Here is a 4,257-nt window from a genome sequence, read left to right as displayed (position 1 = left end):
CAATATGTAGAAACTTTTATCAAAGAAAATAAGCATCTGCCAGAAATTCCTTCTGCTAAAGAAGTAGAGAAAGATGGGCTGGATTTGGGAGAGATGAATAAGAAGCTGCTGCAGAAAATGGAAGAATTAACCCTGTATATCATTGAGCAAAATAAACGAATTGAACAACTGGAGTTAAAAGTGAATGTAAAACAATAAAGCATGATGAAGCCCTTCAAAATGGAATCAATTAAAAATATCCTGACCCGCTTTTATTTATGTATCTGTGTGATCTTCTTTTTTAGCGTGAAAAGTACCTATGCGCAACACGGACATTTTATTCAAATAAAAGACAGTGCGGCCTTCATAAAGAAAACGCTCCCCGTGTATCCTGCTATGGTGATACAAAAAACGGCCAACTCAGGTGCCTTGCCTCAAAAAGATTCGTTAAATATCAGGCCATTGTCTGGTATTGCGGATAGTACACGCAGGTATTTTGTGAAACCAGCCATCCCGCGCAGAAGTACAGGTAATTAGGGGGTGAAAAATTATTGACCAGTTTTACATTTCTTCTTTATGAAAAAATATATAGCACTCTTATTACAGTTGCTAAGCATCCAGGTGGCACTTGCCCAGTTACCCAAAAGCTATGTCAGCTTTTCCAGTCCGGCAGCGGCAGCCATGACATTGTATAATGAAATGCCGGTATCCAAGTATAACGGTACAGTGGGTATTAAAGTGCCCCTGTATACTTTAAAGGAAAATAAAAAAGAGTTGCCGCTCTTTTTATCCTACAATACTTCCGGAGTACGGCCGGATCAACATCCGGGGCCGGTTGGGATGAACTGGTCGTTAGTATCAGGCGGATCTGTAACACGTATTGTAAAAGGGCTTCCTGATGAGGATGGCTTTAACTTTACAAGGATTTTGCCTGATATAAGTGGCAACAACACTGCTACTTATTCAATTGCATCCGGATATGTTTATAATACTAATAAACTAAACAATAGCAGCTGGAATACCACTGCTAATATTACCGCAATTGCCTCCAATATAAGTCTTGATTATAGTAAAGGCAATGGCTTTTCCGAAGCTGAACCGGATGAATATAATTTTAATATTCCTGGTTACAGTGGCAAATTTTTCATCAATGCGGATGGCACTATCCGGGTACAATCCAATCCCAATATAAAGGTTAACATATATACCACGATTCAAAATGATAGTGCCACTGTTAGTTATAATGGTTTTTTTTCATCGAGAGATTATATATTCAGCCAGCATGTGATCATTTCCGGGATGGATATTACGGTGGAAGATGGAACAAAATTTATTTTCGGATATGTTCCCGGCGTGAGTGATAACACCGCACTGGATGCTATGGAACAAAGTATTGACTTTTTTCAGCAATATTATGTTGGCTGTACAGTCAATACATGGAATATCAGTAAGATGATCCTTCCGCAAAACGATACCGTAAATTTTTATTATTATCATAACCCATATCCTATTGCCAGTTTTTCCAGGGCTATCAGCTATCAATATTCACAAACCACGAATACTTCCGGCGGTTTTCTGGGGTGGTTATTTGGATCAACGGGAGATACCTATAAGAATTTTAATACTAACCAATGCAGGGGCCATTTAATTGCCCCCAGTTACCTGGCAACAATAGTAACTGACAATACCACCATCGCGTTCAGTTATTCCCGTTCCAATGAATTAACGTATGATTATAACCAGATCTACAATTCTCTTTTATATCAGGGAGGCTCTTCTTTTGATCCCAGCATCGGGACTACTAATGGTTATTCTAATAACCCGATAAATATTCCACCGTTTGCTTATAAAGAGTCTTCCGGTAGAGTTATGAATTTAGGAGCCAGACAATGGATGTATGATTATAGTCTACAGCAGCAACAGCAAACACCGTATTATGATCCGACTAATAGTAGTGTGTTAAAATACGTAGAGCCATTAAGTTTTGATTTGCTGAGATGGTATAAACTGGATACAATAGCTGTTTACACGAATGCATCTCCCAATATTCCTTACAAGTACTTTAAGTTTGATTACAATAATGTGCCCACAGAACGGTTAAAACTTTTATCTGTACGGGAAGGTAACAGCAATTTTCAGGAGCTTCCTCCTTATCGGTTTATCTATGATTCCTCATATACCCTTCCTCCGTATTTAAGTTATAATGTTGACCACTGGGGCTTTTTTAGCAATAAAAATAGCTATATCAGTAGTTTTGATGCAACTACCCTGAGTAATTATTATAACCTGCGGCAACCAGATAGTTTGTATCTGAAAGCTGGCATGCTTAGTACGATTCAATATCCCGGTGGAGGTACCAGTACTTTCGTTTATGAGCCACATACTTATAACCAGGTGCGATATAGAGATGAAAGTACAGGTAATTTTTATCTCCAGACTGAAAGTGGCTATGCGGGAGGGTTAAGGATCAAACAAATCACTTTTAATGCAGGAGCAGGAACTACACCTGTTACCACTAATTATACTTATGAAAGTGGTATTTTAAATGGCAAAGCGAGGTATTACTGGCCCGCTTATAATAGTGTTACTAATCAGGGCCGGCAATACAGCATCGCCACTTTTATATCCGAATCACTTATGCCGGGAACGTCCAATAATGCAGGTAGTTATATAGGCTATAGTAAGGTAACAGAGGCAGTATCAGGCAATGGTAAAAAGATCTCTTACTTTTCTGATCTGGGTACAAATCCTGATCAGAATTTTGATAATACATTGGATCAACAGAAGTCGGTTTATCTTCCATTCTCCGAAAAATCACTGGAAAGAGGCAGCTTGCTGAGGGAAGAGGTATATGCTCAGAATAATAGCCTGCTGGAAGTGGATAGCCTTGTGTATACGACGTCTAATCCATCACTGGTGAACCTATATGCGCCTGCTGTAGAGTCAAAGCAAATAGTGCTTTCCGGTTTTTATGGAGTAAACGAGTTTGGAATAGAGGGTACTGCTTACAGAAATTATCTTTATCCGTATGACCTGGTGGCGAAGATAAAAACAGTTTATCCGCCTGCAGGCAGCGGGGCTAATCCTGTAACAACCAGCGAGCAAATGACATATGGCCAGGGAGCCTACAATCTGCTTGTAAATCATTTGGCTATTGATAGTAAGGGTAACAGACGCAATGTAATTGTCAGATATCCGCAGGATTATTTACCGGTGAACGGAACGAGTACCGGTTATAATATATTGGACACAATGATTACAAAACATATTATTAATGCTACAGTTGAAAGTGTGGATAGCCTGTATTACTCCGGACAAACAACAGGTGTGGTTACAGGCGCAGCGGTTAATTTGTTTAAGTTAGGGAGTTTAAATACGATTGTTGCGGACAAGCAATACAAATTGGAGATAACATCGCCCATTAATAATTTTCAGCCATTATCGGTAAATGCCGGCATTAATAAGGACAGCCGCTATAATCAGGTTGTTGGTTTTGATAACTATGATGTAAAAGGCAACATATTGCAATTCGAAAAAAATTATGATGCCACCCATAGTTACATGTGGGATTATAACTCCACGTATCCGATTGCTGAGGTAATTAATGCGGCTCAAAGTGATGTAGCATATACCTCTTTTGAAGCTGATAACACAGGCACCTGGTTTTTTCTAAGTGGTATTAATGGTATTAATGTGACGGATAGTACTGCACCCACAGGAACAAAATGTTACTGGATTGGGGCACAAGGAAGGCTCTTGTATTATTTATATAAAACAAATCTGAATAGTGGGGTTACTTATACAGTTTCCTATTGGAGTAAATCAGGGCAGTATAGTATTTCCGGCAGCAGTAATGTAAAAACCGGGAGATCGCTTAACGGCTGGACCTATTATGAACACCTTGTTAGCGGAGTAACGGAGGTAGATATTTCAGGTACCGGGTATATCGATGAGGTGAGACTTTATCCTTCGAATGCGCAAATGATCACTTATACTTATCAGCCGTTGAAAGGGATAACCAGTAAATGTGATGAAAAGAATCAGATCTCTTATTATAACTATGATGCGTTTGGGCGCCTGAAACAGATCAAAGATCAGGATGGTAAGGTCCTTAAATTTTACGATTATCAGTACCAGGTTCCAGTAACCCAATAATTTCACCTGTTTGAAAACCAATGATATGTTTAATATTAATTCCAATATAAAAAAAGCAGCAGGGGTATTATTCATTATCGTATTTGCCACAACGCTGTCTGCTCAGAATGTACCTACAGGTAC

At 39.0% G+C, this 4,257-nt stretch carries 2 protein-coding genes and 1 pseudogene; all 3 read left to right on the top strand.

Features of this window, described 5'->3' with window-relative positions; all coding sequences use genetic code 11:
- Nucleotides 1–198: pseudogene (locus CLV51_RS28710) on the top strand (hypothetical protein); the annotation flags it as partial.
- Between the two features lie 3 nt (nt 199–201).
- The gene (locus CLV51_RS28705) at nt 202–516 is read left to right on the top strand and encodes a hypothetical protein (RefSeq protein WP_106531560.1); all 315 of its coding nucleotides are present in this window, start codon (nt 202–204) and stop codon (nt 514–516) included.
- 39 nt (nt 517–555) lie between these two features.
- Entirely contained in the window at nt 556–4,134 is a 3,579-nt protein-coding gene (locus CLV51_RS28700; protein WP_106531559.1) for an RHS repeat domain-containing protein, read from the top strand.
- Nucleotides 4,135–4,257: the final 123 nt, after the last annotated feature.

This window comes from Chitinophaga niastensis, assembly GCF_003014755.1.
GTDB classification, from domain to species: Bacteria; Bacteroidota; Bacteroidia; order Chitinophagales; family Chitinophagaceae; genus Chitinophaga; species Chitinophaga niastensis.
Note: the sequence above shows the minus strand (reverse complement) of the source record. Positions and strands in the feature narration are given on the sequence as shown.